This window comes from Nostoc sp. NMS8 (assembly GCF_017115045.1).
Lineage (GTDB): Bacteria > Cyanobacteriota > Cyanobacteriia > Cyanobacteriales > Nostocaceae > Nostoc.
On the sequence record NZ_JABXKK010000098.1, the window covers coordinates 201354 to 220906 of the forward strand.

Here is a 19553-nt window from a genome sequence, read left to right on the forward strand (position 1 = left end):
TTTTCAGTGTAATCCGTAATTATTGTACTGCAAGGGTTCCATTGATTTGGAATGGGTGGTTTATTTATGCCGTAATCTATAAGTATATTCGATATTATTCCGTAGTTCAACGAGTGTCTTGACACCTATTATAATTTTCTGCTAGATGCTATACTATTTTTCCCCAACATCTAAGTAATAATTCTAGGTTGTAAGGAAAATTTTTACCATGTCTTCTAAAAAGACAGACCCTCTGTTGAATTGGTTGATCGCTATAACACTTATATTTGGTTTCTCATTGACTGTAATTTTCTTTGTCTTGTCAAGTATTAAAGAATTGTCAATTCAAGAAAAAATTCAGTATAGAAACCAAGCTTTAACAACTACTGCAATAGTTTTTCTCGCATCGGCAGCAATGTTTAATACCTATTATGCAGCAAGGCGTGCCCAAGCGATGCAAAAGAGTGCGATCGCATCTGAGAAAAGCTTAGAAATTGGCCTGCAAAATGCCAAACTCAATCAAGACAGATTGATTGCAGAGCGCTTTATGGGCGCAATTGCCCAGCTTGGTCATGAAAAGGTTGAAACCCGCACAGGTGCAATTTATGCCCTAGAAAGAGTTGCTCAGGATTTTCCTCAAGAACACTGGACAATTATGGAAATTCTCACTGCCTTTGTGCGAGAGAATGCACCTATCCACCACGTAAAAGGTGAGCAACAAAACCCCGAATATCAAGGAGCAGTTTATTCAAGTAGGCGTAGAGGTGGGTCGCGTCCGACACCGCAGGTAGATCAAAATCTTCATGAAGAATTGCCAAAAATACGCACCGATATTCAAGCAGCCCTGAGTGTTATCGGCAGACGTAATCTACTCGAAGACCCAAAAGATCAGAAACTTGATTTACGTAATACCGACATTAGACAAGCAGACCTACTAAAAACTAACCTGCAACAAGCTGACCTGCGTGGGGCTGACTTGAGTGGGGCTGACCTGCGTGGGGCTGACTTGAGTGGGGCTGACCTGAGTGGCGCTAAACTTATTAAGTCGATTCTTTATGAAACCAAATTACTAAAAGCTAGCTTATACGGAGCTAACCTTTGTTGGGCTAACCTCAATCGTACCAACCTCTCTGGAGCAAATCTACGTTCAGCTAATCTCTCTGGAGCAAGTCTGCGTGCAGCGAATTTACAGGGAGCGAACCTTTATAAAGCTAACTTGCAACAAGCGACTTTAAAAGTCGCTAATCTCTCTGGAGCAAAGTTGTTTTTAGCTAACTTGCAAGGAGCAAAATTGGGTAAAGCCAACCTACAGCAAACGGGTTTGATTGGTGCTAACCTCTGTGGGGCGAACTTAAATGGAGCTAACCTTTCTGGGGCTAATTTGAATGCAGCTAAACTCCACCAAACAGAAGTCTATTTTGCCAACCTCTCAGAAGCCAGTTTAACGGAAGCTGACTTGTATCAGGCTAACCTGATTGGAGCAAACTTATATAGGGCAACCTTTTATCAAGCTAATCTAACTCAGGCAAACCTGATGGGAGCTAACTTTTCACAGACTAATCTAAGTGATGTCAAGCTGGAAGGAACAATTTTGACAGGAGCAAAAAACTTAGAATTGCAGCAGATTAGAGATGCACTTGGCGATCGCACCACTCGTCTACCTGATTATATCGAAGCACCGACACATTGGCGGCAGTCTGGTTAAGTTATCAGAGCATCATTAGTTATTTGGGCGTATTCTACCAGTTTTACTTAATGCTATAGTTTTTACCAAAAGTCTCCGTAACAATTCTGGAAATGAGGAAGATGAAAGCTATGTCTGATAACAACACAGACATACTGAGAAATTTGTTTATTGGATTATTTATTCATTTATCGAAAAACAAGAAATAGATGAGAATACTGCTGCTATCTATGGCTTGTAGGAGAATATAGAAGAGAGCAATCTTGCCTATAGTATTTAAGAAATGTTGAGAGAGAAACCATGCAATCAGCAATACGCAATAAGAGCAGGGTTTCAATAGCACATCGTTTAACCTGTGGGCAGCAGAAGAATTACTCACAGTGATTTCTAACTTAGTCCAATCTACTTGGGGTTTGCGATCAACCTGAGTAATTAAATAAACCTGGTTAATGTTACAGATTTTAAACTATTTCTCACAAGTAATATCGTTTTTCTAATTGCCTGAAATACTCCAGTTCATAGAGAAAAATGTTGTGTCCCAACTGCTAATCGTTCGTGAATAATGCGATCCCTGACTTCTTTAGAAAGTTTAGGATCTTGTCGAGCGCGAATGATTGAGGATGACTGTATATGGATAATTTTTATGTCGTAGATTTAATAGGTGGTCAATTTTATCCGTGTTTTTACTCTATCATAACTTTACGGATACTCTTAGAATCAACCTAAATTTATTTCCGTAAGGAGTCGGATATGAAGACTTATGACATGTCTTTCATAAAGACCAATGGGCACACGACTTTGTTGGCATTTATCTCAATTATATTTATTTTATCATTCACTCTAATTTTCTCATTTTTTGAAAACATTCAAGAATTTTCAACTCAAGAAAAAATCGAATACATTACTCAAGCATTAACAACTATTGCCATAATTATTGGAGGATTGGCATTAATTATTAATGCTTACTATACCTCTAGACTCTCTCTAGATGAGAATCACAGTCTGTTAACCCAACTTCTGGCTGGAACACTAGCTTGGGATAAAAATATCGGAAATGGCATCAATCATACCCAAGTAACTCCACAAGAAATTGTTCCCGAACGCTTTTCTAAAGCAATTGAACAATTGGGAAATGAAAAGATTGAGACGCGATTTGCGGCAATTTATGCTTTAGAACGAATTGCCAAAGATTCTCCAAAAGACCATTGGACAATCATGGAAATTCTCGCTGCTTTTATCCGCGAAAATGCCTCGGCGAATCAGGAATATGAGGACGAGTCAAGGCAATCATCCAAACTTCCTACAGATATTCAAACAGCCTTAACTGTCATTGGACGACGCGATTCATACAAAGATCCAATCAATCAGAAACTTGATTTACGCAATACAGACTTGAGTAATGCAGACTTAACGGAAGCTAACCTCTCAAGGGCGATGTTTGTCGGAGCTAACTTGCAATGGGTCAATTTTACACGAGTCAATCTCTCGGAAGCAGATTTATCAGTAACCTATCTTTGTGGTTCAGTCCTCTACGAAGCCAACCTGCAAAAAGCCATCCTCCCAGAAGCCAATCTCCAAGGCGTAGTCCTCAGAAAAGCGAACCTTTCTCAAGCAATTCTTTATGATGCCAATTTGGAAGGTGCAGTTCTTTGTGATGCCAATTTGGCAGGTGCAGTTCTTTGTGATGCTAACTTGGAAGGAGCAATTCTTTGTGATGCTAACTTAGAAGAAGCCAACCTTGAGGGTAGCAATCTCCAAGATGCAAACTTGATTGGCAGTAACTTGCAAAGGGCAAAACTGGCTGGAGCTAATTTAGACAGTGTATTACTGAGTACAGCTAACCTCCAAGAAGCTAATTTCCAAGAAGCTAACCTCTGTGGAGCAAACTTAAGCGGTTCGGAAAATGTAGAATCGCAGCAGATTGAACAAGCAATTGGCGATCGCACAACCATCCTACCGGAAAATCTGAAAATACCCCAGCACTGGCGATAATGTGATGGGCAATTGATGAATTGCCCAAAATCATCTATGTGCTTTCACTAATGCCAACCAACTAACTCATCTGCTAGAGATGTCTATTGGTTTATTGTTATATAAGAAATGCTTGCTAGAGTCTGGAGTGCATCAATTGTGGGCATCGATGCCGTCAAAGTAGGCGTAGAAGTCGATGTGTCAGGGGGATTACCGGGAATTGTTGTCTTGGGACTACCAGATTCAGCAATTCAAGAATCGAGAGAAAGAGTCAAAGCAACTTTGAAAAATACTGGCTTTGCCTTTCCGATGCGAAAAATAGTTATTAATTTAACTCCGGCAGATTTACGCAAAGAAGGCCCCTGTTTCGACTTACCCATTAGTGTCGGAATTTTAGCGGCTTCTGAGCAAGTTAGCGCCGATTTGTTGGGGGATTATCTATTTTTGGGCGAAGTCTCTCTAGATGGCAGTTTGCGTCCGGTGGCTGGTGTCTTACCCATCGCCGCCGCAGCCCAAAAAATGGGAATCGCAGGTTTAGTTCTCCCTACTGATAATGCCCAAGAAGCGGTAGTGGTTGAAGGCTTGGCTGTTTATGGGTACAAACATCTATCTGAGGTGGTGGATTTTTTAAATAATCCGGGGCGTTATAAACCTGTGCAGCTTGATAGTACAGTGGAGATAGCAAAAGCATCATACCTTGGCGCAGATTTGCATGATGTAAAAGGACAGGCTCATGGGCGTCGTGCTTTAGAAATTGCTGCGGCTGGTGGGCATAATTTAATTTTTGTCGGGCCGCCTGGTAGTGGTAAAACTATGCTAGCAAGACGCTTACCGGGAATTTTACCGCCCTTAACCTTTGCCGAATCTTTAGAAGTGACTCGCATTCATTCGGTAGCTGGTTTATTGAAAAATCGTGGTTCATTAGTACGCGATCGCCCTTTTCGCAGTCCCCACCACTCGGCATCCGGGCCTTCTCTAGTTGGCGGTGGTAGCTTTCCTCGTCCTGGAGAAATTTCACTATCTCACAGAGGTGTACTTTTCCTAAACGATATCACAATACCAAGTTTAATCACGAACAAAAAAACTGTTGTTGCAGCTGCTATGTCGGCTGCATTATTTTTGGTGTCAATGCCAGTGCTGGCTCAATCTGGGCCAATCACCGCGAAAATCATCAGTGTTGGTGATGGCGACACGGTAACAGCCCAATTTGGTAGCAAAAAAGCAACTATTCGGCTAGCTTGTATTGATGCTGCTGAGATGAAACAGGCTCCTTGGGGTGAGCGATCGCGGGATAGGCTCAAGCAGCTACTACCAGTTGGAAAACCAGCTAAATTCTCGATCAAGGAAAAAGATAGGTATGGCAGGTTTGTTGCTGAGATATTTGTAGAGAATCGCAACATCAATCTTGTTATGGTTCAGGAAGGACAAGCAGTTGTGTATCGGCAATACTTGAAAAATTGTCCTACTAGCCAAAACAGTTTGTTGTCTGCGGAGGCAGATGCCAAAAGCAAAAAACTCGGATTCTGGAACCAGACTAAGCCTGTGATGCCTTGGGATTTTCGCAGACAGAACAGCAAACCAAAACCAAATTCATCGCCTAAGCCAGTATCGCAATCCTCCAATTGTGACCCGTCATATCCTGATTTATGTATTCCAGTGGGTGCGCCTGACATAGACTGTGGAGAAATAGAATATCGTAATTTCCGCGTTGTCGGTAATGACCCGCATGGGTTTGACCGTGATGGTGATGGAATTGGTTGTGAAAGATAACGATTCTGATAGGATAAAATGAATTTTTATCTTTTTAGAATTATGAATAATTTTGAGTTAGATTCAATGCCTGGATTCATCTCAATTATTGATTTGAATCTTAAATATTTTGCTGTAAATCAAAAACTAGCTGATTTATTTAACTTGAACAAAGAATCTGTTCCGGGTATGCCAGCTGGGAGTAAATGCGACAGTCAAATACAAATTATAAAAAATCTTGTAGATTCGCCTTTGGGAACAGAGCTAAATTGGGAATGTTACTATAACGAAGTTTGTTTATTTGTGTGTTCTAAGAGGCAGGAGAGCTTGATTTTTAGCCAAGCCATTGATATCACTGAGCGCAAACTTATAGAGGAAAACTTAAAAGCTTCTAGCGAACGAAATAAAATTTTATTAAAGGCTATTCCTGATGCAGTGAAATTTGTTGAAGAACGACGTAGCACTGAACAACTGGAATGGTTAGTCAAAGCTTTGGTGGAAAACCCTATAGTTGACCAGCGTAAGTCTATTGAAACATTAATTACACTGGAAGTAGAGTTAAGAGAAGCGTCTGTAAAATTAAGACAAATGGAAAAAATCATCTACACAGATCATAATTCGTTTTTAAACAGATTAAAAGCTGTAGAGATTTACCAAGAGGGTGATAATGAAAAGTGGAAGGATATAGAAAAAATCGAAAGTTTATCTAGAGTATCTGCAATTATTAACAATATTCCTGGTGGTTTGAAAAGTTGGTTAATTATCTTCATTGTCTTGCAAATGCTAGGTATATTGTGTATTGATTTGGGAGTTAGGGTATTTAACCTTGAAGAAGTTATACCTATCGAAAGAATTAATAAGTGAAATTAATTCTTTATGAAAAATTGTTAAAAATAAGTCAGTTTTATTGAGATAGAGATGAAAAAACTTGCTATTGTTGCGTGTCTACTTGGTTTAGGGTTATTAGGGTTAATGATATTGTTCCTGTTGTCCAGAGATGAACTACCTAACAGCAAATTGTGTGAAGCAACGCAAGTAATAAGTGGGGATTCTCTGGTTCTCGTCTGTAACAATCAAACTCGGCAGGTGAAATTGTGCGGTGTGGTCGTGGCAACTGCAAACCAAGCAGAAGCTAAAAAACTAATTTATTCCTTAATAGAAAATAAATCTGTATCAGCTATATTTTCTGGCAATGCAGCAGAAATCTTTGTCCCTACTGCTTCCGAGGAAGAAAAAATGCTATCAGAAGAATTATTGGTTAAGGGACTTGCTAAGTTCAACGCTCAGGACAATTGCCCTAATAGTGATTCTCTAAAACTTGCTGAACAAATTGCTAAAGAAAAACGTCTTGGGGTTTGGAAATAAAAAGACTCACTCCAATGGAGAGAGCCATAAACCTAGCCATTTAGTAAAACTATTGACTAAAACAGGTTGAATCCAAATGCGTTTTGAATTCTTATAGGGCTTCGGGAAATTGTCTGATTTGCAATTCTGCGGGGAACTCTTCTAAGATTCCACCTTTGCGATCGCTAATCTTGTGCATGGTGAGAACTTGGTTTTCTTCATCCCAATGAGCCACAGGTTTAGCGCCAAGTTGTTTAACAAATACCGGGACTTCAGCGAAGTTAGCTTGTTTGACCAGCGATCGTAAATGCTCAAGATAAGTTGGTCTAGCTTTTGCGCCTGACTCTCCGCCAACAATAACCCAATCAGGACGCGGCGCACATTCAGTACAGATTGCCGCCCCAGCTACGGGCGCAACGTTAATAGCATAGAGTTTACCTTGTTCACCACAACCATCACATATACCTTCACCAATAAACTCGCCTAACCATTCCGACAAATCAACCTCCTCCAGTAAAGGTTCGCAACTGAGAAAGTGTACTGCTGCGGGAGTTTTTAGCAAATAATCAATGTCTTGGGCATCCTCTTGTGTGCAAACAGAATGACCCAGCCAAATATGCTCTAGCGGTAGCTTGAGATTTTTGGTTTGTTTTAACAACCAGTCACTATGCAGTGAACTTTCAAGCATTGCCTTTACTTTTCTGCTGGGATTGTTCATAACTGTATCCCAAGCCAGAATTAGAGCATTTTGGATTTTCTCTATACGATCAGGAGCGGTGAAGTATTCCATCATTCGTTGTGGGCGTTTGGTCAGGATTTGGTATTTGTTCCAAGCACCCAAAATCATGTAGGCGATCGCTCGGTCTACAAACTCAAACGGAACATCCTTATGAAACAAGTCTGCCATGTTGCAGACAAATACTAAATGAGAATCTTGCCAACTTCCCCAGTTCAGAATCCAGCCCAATCTATCAGGATGGCATTTTACCAATCCTGACCATTGCAGCTTGCCGTTAGCCGTTTTTACAACTGTATCTTTGTAAGGTTCTGAAACCTTGGGATTAGGATTGTGCGCGAGTCGCCAACTATCCTTTAAGGCATAGCAATTTATGCAACCTTTACTTGCAAACTCACAGCCAGTTACAATTGGCCATGTGTCTTTAGTCCACTGGATAGCAGAACCTTTACTCATTTATTGCGCTCCATAATAACTAATTTCACCAAGCGATAGCATTTAATAATTAGGTTGGGATTGCTGCTCCCAACCCATTAACTATTACTTCTTCCAATTTCTAGGGTTTTCTGGTGAGGCTATAGCTTCATCATGTTCACAATTGATAAAGGCTAAATTAAACTGTTCTTCAGCCAGTTCCGAACCCAGAGCTTCAAACTTGAGGTAGGCTTTTTCATCCCAGAACAGTGATAGTGCGATCGCTTCAAGTAACCGCGCGTTATAATCTGTCAGTTCCCCATGAGCATCTAATAACTCAATGACCTCTAACAAGCGTTGCTTTGGTAGCTTATGACGATAAGACTTGTTTGCAGTCAACAATGCTTTTGGTATAAATCCTGTTAGTAATTTCATAATTTAACGTCATATTTTGAACAATGATTAGCAAGATATTCGGCTACGTGTAAATGGTTGGTTTCATCAGGAAAACATTCACAAAAGAAAGAACCTTCACTTCCGGCATAAGTTATTCCACGTCCGTAACATTCTTTGCAGTTTGGATCGGGTGCAAGATCCTCTGGTGAGATTGGTATCCCTGAGTTTTCCTCTCCACATTCAGGATGTTCACACCGCCATTCAAATTCTGAATCATCAAAGTTTTCCTGTTCTAATAATTCAGCCGGAAGATTAGCGAAAATCCATTTACATTGAAAGCATGATTTAGTTGGTTCATGAGTATCATCTAATTCAGCCTTTAATAGCTCAGTAGGTTCAAAGCAAGAACAGTTCTGAGCAATTTTAAAAAGTTCAGATTCCTCATCAACCTCCAATTCGGATATTTTTGGATGATTACAGTAAAATTCCAACTCTGGTTCGCCTTCTCCCATAGTTGGAGTGTTATAAGAATGCTCGTGATGTTTGCAATCTAGACAACTAAAATCTATTTCCATTGCAGTAATTTATAAATAATCATCACTGATAGGCGACAGCATTAAAAAAAGACTGCGATCGCATCAGGATCTCTACGAAATGCGATAACGGTTAATTAACCGATCTTTATAACCATATTTCCTAATTTAAAAATTGTTTTTCACAAGTAACAGCATTAAAAAATGAGCCGGGATTGCTCCCAGCCCAGCACTATAAGTAGCTAATACTAACCTTTAGTACCTTTCAATTGCTTTTTACTAGGCGTAGATGGCAACTGTTCTAGTTCTTCAACTCCGCCCACAATCGCAGCTACTTCTGTCGTAGAAAGCCCATCTAAACATTGCATAGTGCGAGTCCCTTCAAGGTCAATTAATGTTGGATTACTTTGCAGAAAACCAGCAATTTGCTGCAATTGCTTATTTTCCTCTTCACCTTCCCGCTTGCGCCAGCCAAAGTTAATAGTGTAGTAAGTTGAATTATCTTTACCAGCTTGTTTTTCAAAGCCAATAGTAAAGATTCCTGTACCTGGGTCTTCCTCACCAATCACTTCTTGAACTTTGGCGAATAAATTTGAAATGTTTTGCTTTTTGATATAAGCAACGCAAACAGTGTTAGTCGGTAAAACTTTGGGACTTACATTCGGAGCCGGGATAAAGAATATCTGCATCCATTGTCCAACGTATTCCAAACCTAAACTACCAAAATACTTGCTGACTTTTATAATTGCAATGTCAACCGTTTCATTCGAGCTAGTTCTACGATGAATGTCCTCTTGACCCCCGACAAAAATACCGCCAAGCTTACAGTTTAAACGTGCTGAGTAGGGAATTTCAGGCAAGCAAATCGAATCACTCGGTTTCGTTCCAAATACTGAGAATGTCATCTAATTTCCTCAAAAACTACATCACTTCAAAATTCACAAAATCAACAAAATCAACAAATTAGTTTTTAATCACTGGTAATATTCCAGCGATCGCTTCTCTATCTGAATCCCAACCAAAGCCAGGATTATTAGCGTTAGCTATTTCACAGACTTTGATTATTTCGTTAAGCACTTCGGCAATGCTGTAATGGTTAATCAATGTTGCAATAACATCATTGAGTTGCGTTGTTTCCATGTTCAATAATTAAAACATCAAAACCACAAAGCGACAGCATTGATGCAATTGTAGAGGAATTCACCTCTACATTATGCTTACATTTTAATTCAAATAAACTGACAAATTTGGAGACAAAAAAGCAGTTTGCTGACGATATTTTTCGTACTCATTTTTAAGCCGAGAAACATAACGACTGGATAACAGTTTTTGCTTTTTGCTCTCCAACTGGACGATCGCTTCTTGCAACTGCCCAATCTCAGAATCAATTTGTTGAATCTCAGCCGAATGCTTTTCATTGAGCTTGGTTATCGCTCCAGTAATATCGGATTCCAATCGACTCAATTTCAAGTCATCCTTGGCAGTGGGAAACTGTTTCTTGAATACCAAAACAATTTTCCCGTTATTCTCTTCTCGATACACTGTCTGATTTTTGTTATCGTTAGCAACTTGCAAAGCTTCGACAATCGCATCGGGCATTAATGCGTCAATTTCATGCTGAATTGCATTAATTTTTGAACGCAGGGTCAATAAATGTTGTAGAATTTGCATGGTAGAATAGTATCGAAAAAAACAATTCTTTACACAGAGGCTGCTTCGGCAGTCTTTTTTGTTTCAGTATTAATTAAAGACTCCAAAGTTTTTGCGTCAAATTGAGTTAAGCCTTTAGCACTTTGTTGAAATAGCTTGAATTTTTCAAGCGAGTATTGACTATCAACAAATCCAGTCATTTTTAGGAATTTGTAATAATCAATTTCCCAGTAGGCAGAAGATAGAGCGGTTAGAAAATCTTGAGTTGTCATAATTAATATTGTTGAAGTAGAAGAACTGCTTTGATACTTTTGGAATTCTGCGGGATTAATGAAACTCTTGTACTTCTTGCAAGTCTGGGTAAAAGTACAGAGAGTTTCTAGATAAACCATGCAAGTCACTCCAAAAAATCAACATCAAAAAGCGACAGCATCAATAACAAGTAACTTGCTCTGATACTGTGAAATAACATTAGAGTAGCGTTACACTATCTTCAATAAATGCAGTAAAATCACGCCAGTAGTGATGAAGGGATGTTCACTATTTTTTTATTCATTGAATGTTGTTTAGATAATTCATTAAAAACCCTACGAATATCTGCAATTCTCAGATTTTTGTAGTTAGTTGTTCCAATACCGTATTGTTGCCAAAAACCAATTGTCTGGAAATAAACGCAGAGATAATATCCATAATCAGGTAATATCAAGACCGGACACTTTAGCCCTGTATAATATGGTTTAAATTCATTGATGGGTTTTCCTAAATCTTTTAAACTACCCTTATTAACTAACCAAAAATCAGCGTCTACAAAATTATTTCTGACAATCCAATTAAAACAAGAAGTATTTTCCAACTTGCTTCCCAAAACACAACGGAATCGGGAAGCGATAGCATCAGAATAAACTTAGTTGTCTGGGTTCAATTAGCGTAATTTCCAAGGTTTTGGGATTCAAATTAATGATTGGGAGGTTGTGAGCGATCGCCATATTCACACTTAATGCAGTACCCCCAGTCAGCCGTCCATCATAAACAGCCAGACAGATATCAGAATGCTTGACCATCCATTGATTACGGGCTTGCATGACACCCGGTGTATATTCTGGATAAAGTACAATCTGTTCTGATGCAGACTTCAGCAGTTTTTTGTATTTAACTTTCTGTTGAAGATTCCACAATCTGTCTTGGTTTTGGCAAGGAATAACAGCAGTCCAATTTAATTCTCGTTCAATCAAAACTTGAGCAATTAATTGGTCAATCCCGATAGCCATACCATTGAAAAATTCAGTTATTCCCTTATCCAAAGCAAAATCAATCAATTGATTAATTCCATCTTTGATATCATAAATATCTCGATGTCCAGTGAAAAATGCTTTCATAGTGCTTGAAAGTAGACAACACTACAAATAAGCGATAGCACTAAAAAAAAGTCCCTAGCTAGGGACTAGTGGGTTTATTCTATGTCATATAATCCTTGAACTTGCTGAATAGATTTAATAGTGCTGTCAAGAAGTCTGTTAATTAACTCAATCCTTACTTTATAAGGTGTCGTTGGATTATTCAGATTTTCGATTTGGAACTTTGCAGATAAAGCACTATTAAGAGCCATTGATAAGTTTGTTTGCATTTGATTATCTCGCTTTTCATATTCCTGAACATCTTCTAATTCCCAATACTCAGGTTCATATTTGGTTTGTGTTACTGGCATTCCATGAGCTTCATGATATTCAGTATATTGTGACATAATGATATTACAAAAACACCATCGTCAATAGGCGATAGCGTTAAAAAAACAATCTATTTAGACTGTTGTCATTTACTAAAAATTTAGGTAAATAAAATTCCGGGCCAATTATGCCATATTCTTCACTGTAAATATATCCAAATCCATAATAGGATCTGGATATACTCAAACTAAACTACTGGTTTATAACCTTTAACTTCATTCAACTTCCAGAGATTAATACTAAATCTTTCTTCACTCAAGATTTTAGTTACTCCATGAAGCTTCTTACAATTAAACTCAATGATATCACCATCATTAAGTTGATAATCTTTACCATCATAGTTAAATATACAACTACCAAGATTTACAGTTCTAGCAATTACTTGACTATAAGAATGATCTCGATGTAGTTGAATCAATCCTGTACTTTGGATATTACCAACTTTACCACCGAAAGTCAGTAACCCGATGTTAGTTCCAGAATAAACTCTCTGACAGAAATTCCATAGGCGATCGTCATAATAGCCTTTGGTAATTTTACCAGTCTTGAGATTACACTCATGAAACAACCAAAGTCGGTATCTACCTTTAGCATAACTAGAAACATCACAAGACATTAGCTCAATACTTCTTCTACAAAAGCTTTTTAAATCAGTTAAAGTTTCAGATTTAACTCTGCTAACTAACTTGAGAGCGCTGGGTTTACAGTTCATAAAAGCCTCATATACTAAATCAAATTCCATCTGCGACAGCAGCCTTAGTGATAAACTTAAAAAAATAGCAAGCTGAATAGTATTAATTCTGGGCGAACGCCACCAATAAATCGAATAAAAAAAGCCCTAATTTCCACATAGGAAATTAGAGGCTCTCTTAACTACAGTTTTACTAGAATCTTGCCAATTTCATCATAGTCAGCATCTCTATGATCGCTGTAGATGCCGTAACCAGCACCTACGTACTTGCTACTGATAAATATTTCACAATGATGATGATACAGAGCAAATAAATTCTCTTCGAGAACTGGCTTAATATGTTCTCTTTCAAGCCTACGCTTTTGGTTAAGTTTATTGAAGTTAACACCGCCAGATCCAGGTTCTTCAGGAGGTAATTTAGAACCAAACTTTGCTGGTATTTTGATTGCCATGATAAATCCTCAATAGTTGCTGCAATTGAATAAAAAAAAGACCTAATTCCCACAAGGGGAACTAGGACTTTCAAATCAAACTAATAAAGCAGATATTAGTATGGAGGATAATTATCACTATTATCCATTTCAATATCTTGAGGAGTCGCAGGAACACTAGCTGTACCATTGATTTGGTTACGCTTGTTGTAATACCTACTTCTTTCTGCGACTAAATCAGCCTCGGTATAACCTAAATTTGCAATGAACTTATCAAACTCAATTTGACTCATATCATGAATCTCGTGAGCTTGCCATTCTTCAGCAAATAATTGATAACCTTCTAAGCCTTTAACTTCTTTATTCTCAATCTTGTACTGTTCCCAAGCAAGGATACGAATAGCATCTTTGAGTTGAGAAAGTCTTTTAACTGATTTAGAAAGAATGTTGATAGCCATAATGAAAATCTCCAAAAAGAGAAAAACGTCACTTCCCTTGCGCGACAGCGCCCTCACCGAAAAACTCTAGGTATATGTATTATCTGGGCGATCGTTAACTATCTAAGCTCTATAAATTAAATTAGGATTATCACAAAATCATTTACTAGTGTAGTATGGCAAACAAATCTCAATTACAAGTTTACATTGTTCTTCGTCAAACATTCCAATATGTGTAATTTTTCTATCGATTCTCATTTGTTGAGCTAACCATTTGTAACCAGACTTTCTAGCTTCAGTTTTACTACAGCGATCGCGCTTCATTTTCGCTTTCCACATCGGATCAAAAAGAGCGTGAGCTTGATTTCTTAGCATTCTTAATTCACTATTTGCAAGGCTTCCTAAAGCTATGTTTGTACCTTTGTGAGATCCGACATAAGCATCACAATCACGACAAAGGTAAATCATTCCGTAAGACTTGCCGTAGATTACAGAGCTATCAACAAATTCAGTTTGTTTGTTACAGTAAGGACAAATTTTACCCTGAATTATTTCCTTCATTATTTTCACCTAAATTTAAAATAAAACCATACTCCTTAAGCGATAGCAACCTAATTGACTTAAGCATTGCGATCTCTAAAAATAAAAAGCTCCAACACCACAGGAAGTTGAAGCTATTAAATCAGACAATTACAGCAATTACCTTAGTGCGCTTGACTTTAGCAATATTGTCACGAGTACCTTTACTACGTCCGTCCCATATTGCTAAACCGTAATTAGCGATCGCACAAAGTTGAGTATCTCTATCGACGTAATTACCAGCAACACCAATAGTCGAGTAATCGTTACTATTTCTGGGACATCCCAAACCGTTGAACATTGCATAATAAACCGTCACTTTCTCATAATCTTTGAGTCTGAGATATTGCTGAATTAAAGCATCAACACCTGGGGCATCACCGATAATTATCTCAAAGCCAAGCTCGATGATTTTGTCGATAGAGGCGATCGCTTCTTTGGGCAAGCTTCTAATAGACCGACTACCAGAAATCATTACTATAGTCATTAGGTTATACCAAATCAAATCAACTTTTTCTAGCGACAGCCAATTACACCAAACCTTGCTGCAAAATCCAATTCACACATCTGATAATTCCGTCGCCGTGACACTGCCAAGGATGACAATAACAAGTTAGTTCAATATCCTCAACATCCTCGCCGTTGTTTTTATTGGCACGACGTTCTTTAACCTGACAAGCAATATCTTTAATTTCCATCACAGTGTCGTCACATTCACCAGTTTCAGACCAGAGCTTAACCTTCTTCCAAAGGTACAAATCAAACTTTTGGCAGACCTCGCGGCGATCGCCATCTTTGCCCATTATGTAGGGATTGTGTAACGGACTTTGGGGTAGTGAATAAGGTTGGCTTTTTCTACCAATGTAGATTTTACTTTCACCGACAAAGCCGTGAGTTTTGCCATTTACAACTTTGATGAGATTCATAATTCACCTAGTTTAATAATTTATAGTTACAGCGCCCCAACATAGGGGCAACTGTAACTATTTGTTTAGCGTATCCATGACATTCATCAGCAAGTATCAAGCACTAAACCTGAGTCAATAACCACTCAACACAGCGTTTAATCATTTCTGCGTGGGGGCGATCGCTAGCATAAATTAGCTTGACATAACCATGCTCTTTAGCAGCTTCAACTAAGAACATAATTGCTTTGAACCACTTGCCTCGATACCACCTTGGTTCTTCGCCATAGAGCTTCAATTCTCCAGCTTTGTAACGTGGTAGATATTGCTTGATTTCTTGCCAAAGTTGTTGACGAACTTGTTCAGTAGTCCATTGACCTCTGTAGAGACGGGAATACCGTAAATCATCGTCATCGCCCCATCCACCGCAGACATTAAAGCATTTGTCTGAAAGTCTAAAACCAACTTTCTCTAATCTGAATTTATTGGGGTCGAATTGCTCAAGAATAACTGTGATAGTTTCAGTAGCAGTCATATTAATTAATCTCCAAATTAAATCGACACCTCTACGCGACAGCGCCTCAGCACCAAGTAATCACTGATTACAAATCAATAATATATAAAGCATTTGTCAAAATCAAAACAGTTAGCGTTATTGATTCACTAATAACGCTATATGCTTGTTTGTTATTTATCGAGGCAGTTCATAACCTCAAAGTTCAGTGCATCAGCAGCTAAATTAATCTGTTCCCAAGTCTCTTGATTGTTTACAAATAAGTTTTTGACATATAGGCTAGGATTGCTGTTAGGTAAAGTCATCATTTTAATTCCCATCTTTTCGCTATCCGCCAAAACAGTTTTTATAGCATTCAGCAGATCATCACCGTATTTGTTCTGTAAGGTTCCTTGTACACCATGCAAGTTAGCATGGCTTTCATCTTCATATCTAATAACTGCAATCCATTTGTTTTCATCACCAGGGTACTGCTGTTTGATGCTAACTCCAGTAGTAAATAATTCTCCAATCATTGTCTTGACCTCTTAAATTTAATCAAAACCTAAAAGCGACAGCAATAGCATTACTGCTTGTTCAATAACGCTATTGCCATTTGTTATCCTAATTTCACTAACTCAACAATTGATTCTGGCTGGAAACCACGTATCTTAATTTCAAGTAAAAACCCTGGTACTCGCTTTGCTTTTCTGGGTTTGCCATCATCTTTGTCAAAGTAGCCATTGTGAGCGATCGCCAAGTCTCTAAATCTTGGAAACTCTAGCTCATTCCTTAATCCAATATAAGTGATAAAGCTAGTAAATCCAGAATCTAAATCTGGTGACTCTTCCCAGTTAAATTGATTGCTATAAGTTCCACATATTGCAATGCGTTTACTCAATTTAATCAAAATATAATTACCATGTGGTGAAGATTCTAAAACTTGACATTCAATGCCTGAAAATTTTATTTTGTTCATGTTAAAATTAGCCTAACACCCTGTATTCTAAAACTGTGGGGAGTTCTGCTTCTCTCCCCACTTAATTAGTTGGCGCTAATTAGTTAATGTTCTGTTTTGATTTGAGGAACAAGTAGTCTTGGATTGACAGACTAGCACCGGACAAGATTAAAGAAAGATTTTCATCTTGTTCTAAACTTGCAAGTAAGTTAATCTTTGCTACTAGTTCCAACAAATCAGACTTACTCAATGTTTGCTGAGTTTGCATGATAGTAAACCTCACGAAATGATAGAAATCACTCCCTCAAAGCGACAGCGTTTATTATCATTTCCTTTGACTTGTATTGATTTTTTTGCAGGTATTGGGGCATGGGAGTTAGCGGCGGAAATCGTCAGTGATATTTATGCTTTTAATTGCTTTAATACGTTTGAGTTTGTAGAAATTAGAGGTACTGCACAGAAAGTATTGCGATCGCACTACCCGAATATTCCCATTCACTCAGACATCAAAACTTATCAACCAACTCCAGAACAAGCTGATGTCTACTTCATCTCATTTCCCTGTACCGGGACAAGCAATGCCGGAAAACGAACAGGACTTGAACACCCAGAATCAAGCCTGTGGTATGAATCTCTGCGGTGCATCTGCTTCGGGCGGCCAAAGTTCGTGGTTGTGGAGCAGCCTGAAGGATTTATCTACAGAGGACTTCGAGCGGCTATTGCCGGATTCACAATGGCAGGTTATCAAACAGAAATTGAGCTTATCTCGGCGGCGGAGCTTGGCGCACCACACAGGCGAAACCGAGTATTTGTTGTTGCCCACGCCAACTACTTATCCTTGCAGCAACGGCAAGGGTGGCGATGCTGGGACGAACAAGTTAGAGAACACATTGCGATCGCAAGGCAGATTATCAAATACCCTCAAACTCAGCCCTTATCTGTGCCTCTGGATGATGGCGTTTCCAGCTACTTGGCTGGATTGTCTTATTCAGGATGGTGGAAAGAAAATTCACCACCAGTTGAGTCTGGAGTTCAACCGATGAGCCGAGGTAGAAGAGAAATAATAAATTTAGTCGGACGTTCCATAGTTCCACTTCAAGCAGCGATCGCATTGATGAGAGTGAAGTTTTTGGCAGAGTTATTAGGCTAAGTGCTGTCGCTTGTAGGTGGTGTTGTTGTGTCTCAAGGAAATGAAAATCACTATTTACTGTGATGGTGCTTGTGCGGGTAATCCTGGCGTTGGTGGTTATGCCGCTATTCTAACTTCAGAGAAATATCCACCTAAAACCGTTAGTGGTCGTGTTGAGGAAACTACTAACAACCGCATGGAAATAATGGCGGCTTTGGCTGGACTACGCGCTCTCAAATGCGCTTGTGATGTCGAGATAATTTCTGATTCCCAGTACTTGGTCAACACCATGTCTAAAGGCTGGAAACGGAAAGTCAATCTCGACCTATGGCAAGAAATTGATGTAGCCGCCGATATTCACAACATAACCTGGACTTGGGTTAAGCGAAACTCGTTACCTCAACTTGAGGAGTGCGACGCGATCGCTAAATCTCACACGAACTAGTTAAAGTGATTTATGCCACCCTAGTGGGTGGTTTTTTTATATTAAGATTCTTTCTAGTTTTCAATCACTAATTTTTAGTCACTAGCACTATGACTACTGCCAAAATTCACGCTTGTTATTGTCATCAAAGATGCTATCGTAACTTTTTCTACACTGACACCCTACAACGGGGATTAAAAGGGGCAATTTCAACAGCGCTGACACCAGAGCAGAGCGATCGCTCCACCTAGCTTCATGGACACATTACAGCACCTCAAAGAGCTTGAGCATAGCAGCTAACTGTTACCAAGTTACCTTGCAAGAGGTAAACAGATTTTCTAGGTAAGATATCGTCATCTTAATATGTGCTTCGTTCTCCTCAGAAAAGTTTCCAGTAACTACAACTGATCCGTTATCTTCACCAAAAATTATTTCGGTGTCGAGTAAGAGACTTTGTAAGTGGCGTAGTGCTAGCTCGATTTGGGGCCGTTTATCTTCGGTAAATCTTCCAGTCATCAGAAATCGAGATTGAGAGTTATTAAATGCGTTATCCAGTTGAAAAAGTAATTCTTCTGGAGTAACTGTTGTCAGTAAAAGAGAGTGTACAGAGTTAGTTTTTCTAACAATGTAATCTTCCTGAAGTTCTAGACTTAGAGAGCGCAATAAGCTCAAAAGACAAGCTTGCTCAACTGCTTTTCCAGCAAGAAGACGCTTAATTGTCGAGATAGATGTTGCCGCCATCCCAGACAATATTTCTTGAGTCCAACCTTTTCTATTTACTGCATTGCGAACAACTGTTATACCATCTTTCGATAGTGCAATAGTGTTGCGATTACGTTTATTTGTCATCGAATTATCATTCAATGCTTACTATACAAATCAAGCTGCCAAGCTTACGCTTGATTGTACCACTTACGAAATGTTAAATTGAGGTCAAATTAGAACCATCTAAAGTGAACTTATAAAATGAGCTTTAAATGAGCTTGACTTAAAATATGACTTACTTTAATATCGTTATTAAGCTTATTGAGTTGTGATTCAACAAAATAAAGAGATGAAAAAAAAGATGAAATCTAATCTTAATTCCCTTTTCTTTATTCTTTTCCGGTTTTATAGTCTTGCTTTTAACAAGACTTTTAACTATATATTTGTATATGACAAATGGGAATTGGCTCTCTCTTCGTTGATCATCTCTCCTAAAAACACACAAGCTTTTAGCTTAGTTTATCGCTTTGTTAACTACTTGCGTCACATAACTATAAACCATCACTCAAGAACAACAGAGTGTTTGCTCTAAGACAATATTTTAAAAGTATTCTTGTTGGT

At 38.6% G+C, this 19553-nt stretch carries 28 protein-coding genes and 1 pseudogene; 8 read left to right on the forward strand and 21 right to left on the reverse strand.

Annotation, left to right across the window (positions count from 1 at the left end):
* The first annotated feature begins 208 nt into the window (after positions 1-208).
* From HWQ39_RS23905 to HWQ39_RS23930, 5 genes and pseudogenes are all read left to right on the forward strand, one after another.
* Entirely contained in the window at positions 209-1684 is a 1476-nt protein-coding gene (locus tag HWQ39_RS23905) for a pentapeptide repeat-containing protein (protein ID WP_292850438.1), read from the forward strand.
* Between the two features lie 744 nt (positions 1685-2428).
* Positions 2429-3655, forward strand: coding sequence for a pentapeptide repeat-containing protein (locus HWQ39_RS23910; RefSeq protein WP_292850440.1), 1227 nt, complete (start codon positions 2429-2431; stop codon positions 3653-3655).
* Between the two features lie 108 nt (positions 3656-3763).
* Positions 3764-5155, forward strand: a pseudogene (locus HWQ39_RS23915) (YifB family Mg chelatase-like AAA ATPase); the annotation flags it as partial.
* Between the two features lie 291 nt (positions 5156-5446).
* The gene (locus tag HWQ39_RS23925; protein WP_292850442.1) at positions 5447-6247 is read left to right on the forward strand and encodes a hypothetical protein; all 801 of its coding nucleotides are present in this window, start codon (positions 5447-5449) and stop codon (positions 6245-6247) included.
* A 54-nt stretch (positions 6248-6301) separates the two neighbouring features.
* The gene (locus HWQ39_RS23930) at positions 6302-6748 is read left to right on the forward strand and encodes a thermonuclease family protein (RefSeq protein ID WP_292850444.1); all 447 of its coding nucleotides are present in this window, start codon (positions 6302-6304) and stop codon (positions 6746-6748) included.
* A 91-nt stretch (positions 6749-6839) separates the two neighbouring features.
* Here HWQ39_RS23930 and HWQ39_RS23935 read toward each other — a convergent pair whose 3' ends face one another.
* From HWQ39_RS23935 to HWQ39_RS24030, 20 genes are all read right to left on the reverse strand, one after another.
* On the reverse strand, positions 6840-7919 hold the full coding sequence (locus HWQ39_RS23935; protein WP_292850446.1) for a DUF5131 family protein: 1080 nt from the start codon (positions 7917-7919) through the stop codon (positions 6840-6842).
* Between the two features lie 84 nt (positions 7920-8003).
* The gene (locus HWQ39_RS23940; RefSeq protein WP_292850448.1) at positions 8004-8312 is read right to left on the reverse strand and encodes a hypothetical protein; all 309 of its coding nucleotides are present in this window, start codon (positions 8310-8312) and stop codon (positions 8004-8006) included.
* Positions 8309-8848, reverse strand: a complete 540-nt coding sequence (locus HWQ39_RS23945; RefSeq protein WP_292850450.1) for a hypothetical protein — start codon at positions 8846-8848, stop codon at positions 8309-8311. Before HWQ39_RS23945 ends, HWQ39_RS23940 begins: the two co-directional genes overlap by 4 nt.
* Before the next feature lie 206 nt (positions 8849-9054).
* Positions 9055-9711 (reverse strand): hypothetical protein, encoded by a 657-nt coding sequence (locus tag HWQ39_RS23950; RefSeq protein WP_196509808.1) that lies wholly within the window; start codon positions 9709-9711, stop codon positions 9055-9057.
* 58 nt (positions 9712-9769) lie between these two features.
* Positions 9770-9946: a hypothetical protein gene (locus HWQ39_RS23955; protein ID WP_292850457.1), complete on the reverse strand. Its 177-nt coding sequence runs from the start codon at positions 9944-9946 to the stop codon at positions 9770-9772.
* Positions 9947-10030: 84 nt separating this feature from the next.
* Positions 10031-10477, reverse strand: coding sequence for a hypothetical protein (locus HWQ39_RS23960; RefSeq protein WP_292850460.1), 447 nt, complete (start codon positions 10475-10477; stop codon positions 10031-10033).
* 29 nt (positions 10478-10506) lie between these two features.
* Positions 10507-10848, reverse strand: coding sequence for a hypothetical protein (locus HWQ39_RS23965; RefSeq protein WP_292850462.1), 342 nt, complete (start codon positions 10846-10848; stop codon positions 10507-10509).
* A 119-nt stretch (positions 10849-10967) separates the two neighbouring features.
* Positions 10968-11309: a hypothetical protein gene (locus HWQ39_RS23970; protein WP_292850465.1), complete on the reverse strand. Its 342-nt coding sequence runs from the start codon at positions 11307-11309 to the stop codon at positions 10968-10970.
* Between the two features lie 40 nt (positions 11310-11349).
* A complete protein-coding gene (locus tag HWQ39_RS23975; RefSeq protein WP_292850468.1) occupies positions 11350-11832 on the reverse strand; it encodes an SLOG family protein in 483 nt (160 codons plus the stop codon).
* A gap of 74 nt (positions 11833-11906) precedes the next feature.
* Entirely contained in the window at positions 11907-12161 is a 255-nt protein-coding gene (locus tag HWQ39_RS23980) for a hypothetical protein (RefSeq protein ID WP_292850471.1), read from the reverse strand.
* A 206-nt stretch (positions 12162-12367) separates the two neighbouring features.
* Complete coding sequence (locus tag HWQ39_RS23985; RefSeq protein ID WP_292850474.1) at positions 12368-12892, reverse strand: hypothetical protein; 525 nt, start codon at positions 12890-12892, stop codon at positions 12368-12370.
* Between the two features lie 161 nt (positions 12893-13053).
* A complete protein-coding gene (locus tag HWQ39_RS23990; protein WP_292850477.1) occupies positions 13054-13323 on the reverse strand; it encodes a hypothetical protein in 270 nt (89 codons plus the stop codon).
* 95 nt (positions 13324-13418) lie between these two features.
* Positions 13419-13760 carry a hypothetical protein gene (locus HWQ39_RS23995; protein WP_196509801.1) on the reverse strand — a complete coding sequence of 114 codons (342 nt, stop codon included), beginning with the start codon at positions 13758-13760 and terminating at the stop codon, positions 13419-13421.
* 138 nt (positions 13761-13898) lie between these two features.
* Positions 13899-14300: a zinc-finger-containing protein gene (locus HWQ39_RS24000; RefSeq protein ID WP_292850481.1), complete on the reverse strand. Its 402-nt coding sequence runs from the start codon at positions 14298-14300 to the stop codon at positions 13899-13901.
* Between the two features lie 121 nt (positions 14301-14421).
* Positions 14422-14805: a hypothetical protein gene (locus HWQ39_RS24005; protein WP_292850484.1), complete on the reverse strand. Its 384-nt coding sequence runs from the start codon at positions 14803-14805 to the stop codon at positions 14422-14424.
* Positions 14806-14848: 43 nt separating this feature from the next.
* The gene (locus HWQ39_RS24010; RefSeq protein ID WP_292850487.1) at positions 14849-15244 is read right to left on the reverse strand and encodes a DUF4326 domain-containing protein; all 396 of its coding nucleotides are present in this window, start codon (positions 15242-15244) and stop codon (positions 14849-14851) included.
* Positions 15245-15347: 103 nt separating this feature from the next.
* On the reverse strand, positions 15348-15758 hold the full coding sequence (locus HWQ39_RS24015) for a hypothetical protein (protein WP_292850490.1): 411 nt from the start codon (positions 15756-15758) through the stop codon (positions 15348-15350).
* A 152-nt stretch (positions 15759-15910) separates the two neighbouring features.
* Positions 15911-16252: a hypothetical protein gene (locus tag HWQ39_RS24020; RefSeq protein WP_292850492.1), complete on the reverse strand. Its 342-nt coding sequence runs from the start codon at positions 16250-16252 to the stop codon at positions 15911-15913.
* Between the two features lie 83 nt (positions 16253-16335).
* The gene (locus HWQ39_RS24025) at positions 16336-16695 is read right to left on the reverse strand and encodes a hypothetical protein (protein ID WP_292850494.1); all 360 of its coding nucleotides are present in this window, start codon (positions 16693-16695) and stop codon (positions 16336-16338) included.
* Positions 16696-16774: 79 nt separating this feature from the next.
* Positions 16775-16942, reverse strand: a complete 168-nt coding sequence (locus HWQ39_RS24030; protein ID WP_292850497.1) for a hypothetical protein — start codon at positions 16940-16942, stop codon at positions 16775-16777.
* 18 nt (positions 16943-16960) lie between these two features.
* Between HWQ39_RS24030 and HWQ39_RS24035 the strand changes: the two genes are divergently transcribed.
* The 3 genes from HWQ39_RS24035 to HWQ39_RS24045 all read left to right on the forward strand — a co-directional run bounded on the left by HWQ39_RS24035 (position 16961) and on the right by HWQ39_RS24045 (position 18478).
* On the forward strand, positions 16961-17824 hold the full coding sequence (locus HWQ39_RS24035; protein ID WP_292850500.1) for a DNA cytosine methyltransferase: 864 nt from the start codon (positions 16961-16963) through the stop codon (positions 17822-17824).
* Between the two features lie 40 nt (positions 17825-17864).
* Positions 17865-18248: a ribonuclease H gene (locus tag HWQ39_RS24040; RefSeq protein WP_292850503.1), complete on the forward strand. Its 384-nt coding sequence runs from the start codon at positions 17865-17867 to the stop codon at positions 18246-18248.
* 89 nt (positions 18249-18337) lie between these two features.
* Entirely contained in the window at positions 18338-18478 is a 141-nt protein-coding gene (locus tag HWQ39_RS24045; RefSeq protein ID WP_292850506.1) for a hypothetical protein, read from the forward strand.
* Positions 18479-18530: 52 nt separating this feature from the next.
* Here the strand turns inward: HWQ39_RS24045 and HWQ39_RS24050 are convergent, their stop codons facing one another.
* Positions 18531-19076 carry a hypothetical protein gene (locus HWQ39_RS24050; protein WP_292850509.1) on the reverse strand — a complete coding sequence of 182 codons (546 nt, stop codon included), beginning with the start codon at positions 19074-19076 and terminating at the stop codon, positions 18531-18533.
* Between the last annotated feature and the right edge of the window lie 477 nt (positions 19077-19553).